General features: G+C 43.6%; 2 protein-coding genes. Both read right to left on the reverse strand.

Features of this window, described 5'->3' with window-relative positions:
- Window positions 1-62 precede the first annotated feature (62 nt).
- A complete protein-coding gene (clpX, locus tag MED222_RS09835) occupies window positions 63-1,343 on the reverse strand; it encodes an ATP-dependent protease ATP-binding subunit ClpX (RefSeq protein ID WP_009847283.1) in 1,281 nt (426 codons plus the stop codon).
- Window positions 1,344-1,424: 81 nt separating this feature from the next.
- A partial coding sequence (clpP, locus tag MED222_RS09830; protein WP_009847284.1) for an ATP-dependent Clp endopeptidase proteolytic subunit ClpP occupies window positions 1,425-2,022 on the reverse strand: 598 nt, incomplete at its 5' end.

Below are 2,022 nucleotides of genomic sequence, written 5' to 3' on the forward strand. Positions count from 1 at the left end.
AAAAAAAAAGGAGGTAATTGCTTACCTCCTTTTTCAATTTGAGTGTGTAGTCTTAAAAAGACCTACTCTGCAACAGCTGCTTGGTTATCTGAGTTACTGTAAATCAATAGTGGTTCTGACTCACCATTAATTACCGACTCATCAATCACAACCTTGCTTACATCAGTTGAAGATGGCAGTTCGTACATAGTTTCTAGTAGAACACCTTCCAAGATAGAGCGTAGACCACGAGCACCCGTTTTACGGTTCATTGCTTTCTTCGCAATTGCGCGTAGGGCGTCTTCACGGAATTCTAACTCTGTATCCTCAAGTTCAAATAATGCAGCGTACTGTTTTGTCAGTGCATTCTTTGGCTCACAAAGGATTTGGATTAGCGCTTCTTCATCAAGCTCTGTCAGTGTTGTTGTAACAGGTAGACGACCAATGAATTCTGGAATCAAACCATACTTCACTAGATCTTCAGGTTCTACTTGAGTGAACAGTTCACCGATAGTTTTGGTTTCGTCTTTTGAACGCACTTCTGCGCCAAAGCCGATACCTGAACCTGTTTCTACACGTTGCTCAATCACTTTATCTAGGCCGGCAAACGCACCACCACAGATAAATAGGATCTTAGACGTGTCCACTTGCAAGAACTCTTGCTGTGGATGCTTACGACCACCTTGAGGTGGAACTGAAGCCACTGTACCTTCAACAAGTTTTAATAGAGCTTGCTGTACACCTTCACCAGACACGTCACGCGTGATCGATGGGTTTTCAGCTTTACGAGAAATCTTATCGATTTCATCGATGTAAACAATGCCGCGTTCCGCTTTCGCTACGTCGTAATCACATTTCTGAAGCAACTTCTGGATGATGTTTTCAACATCTTCGCCCACATAACCCGCTTCGGTTAGTGTTGTTGCATCTGCCATTGTGAAAGGAACGTCTAGGAAACGAGCCAGTGTTTCAGCCAGTAGGGTTTTACCACTACCAGTAGGACCGATAAGAAGAATGTTACTCTTACCTAGCTCTACGCCTTCAGCCGTCGTATCACCATTACGTAAACGCTTGTAGTGGTTATATACTGCAACTGCTAGCACTTTTTTCGCGTATTCTTGACCGATTACATAGTCGTCAAGATGCTCACGAATCTCACGCGGCGTTGGCAGCGATTCCGATTCTTTCTTTGGAAGAACATCTTTAATTTCTTCACGAATAATGTCGTTACAAAGATCGACACATTCATCACAAATGTAAACAGAAGGACCTGCGATTAACTTGCGAACTTCGTGCTGGCTTTTGCCACAGAAAGAGCAGTAAAGCAATTTACCGCTACCACCCTCTTTGCTTTTATCTGTCATTCGCTAACCTCTTAGCCTTTACTCTCTATGTTTGAGTGTATATCAATTTGAATCACTTTGCGTTAAACAATTGCCCTGCAATTATTGACCGCGGTGATTAAGAACTGAATCCACCAAACCGTATTCTACAGCCTGATCAGCAGACATGAAATTGTCACGATCTGTATCACGCTCAACAACCTCTAGAGGCTGACCTGTGTGCTCTGCCAATAGTTTGTTTAGCTTTTGCTTGATCGTTAGGATCTCTTGCGCGTGAATTTGAATATCAGACGCTTGGCCTTGGAAGCCGCCAAGTGGCTGGTGAATCATTACACGTGAGTTTGGAAGCACGTGACGCTTACCCGGAGTACCACCCGCTAGTAAGAATGCACCCATAGAGCAAGCTTGACCCATACATACTGTGCTCACGTTTGGCTTGATGAACTGCATTGTGTCATAGATAGACATGCCCGCTGTTACGCTACCGCCAGGTGAGTTGATGTAAAGATAGATATCTTTGTCTGGGTTTTCTGATTCCAAGAAAAGCAGTTGAGCCACGACAAGATTTGCCATGTGGTCTTCCACTTGACCTGTTAAGAAAATGATACGTTCTTTTAATAGACGAGAATAAATATCGTAAGAACGTTCACCACGGGAAGTCTGTTCAACCACCATAGGAACTAGTGCGTCCATAATCGAT

Source organism: Vibrio sp. MED222 (genome assembly GCF_000153005.1).
Classification (GTDB): domain Bacteria; phylum Pseudomonadota; class Gammaproteobacteria; order Enterobacterales; family Vibrionaceae; genus Vibrio; species Vibrio tasmaniensis_A.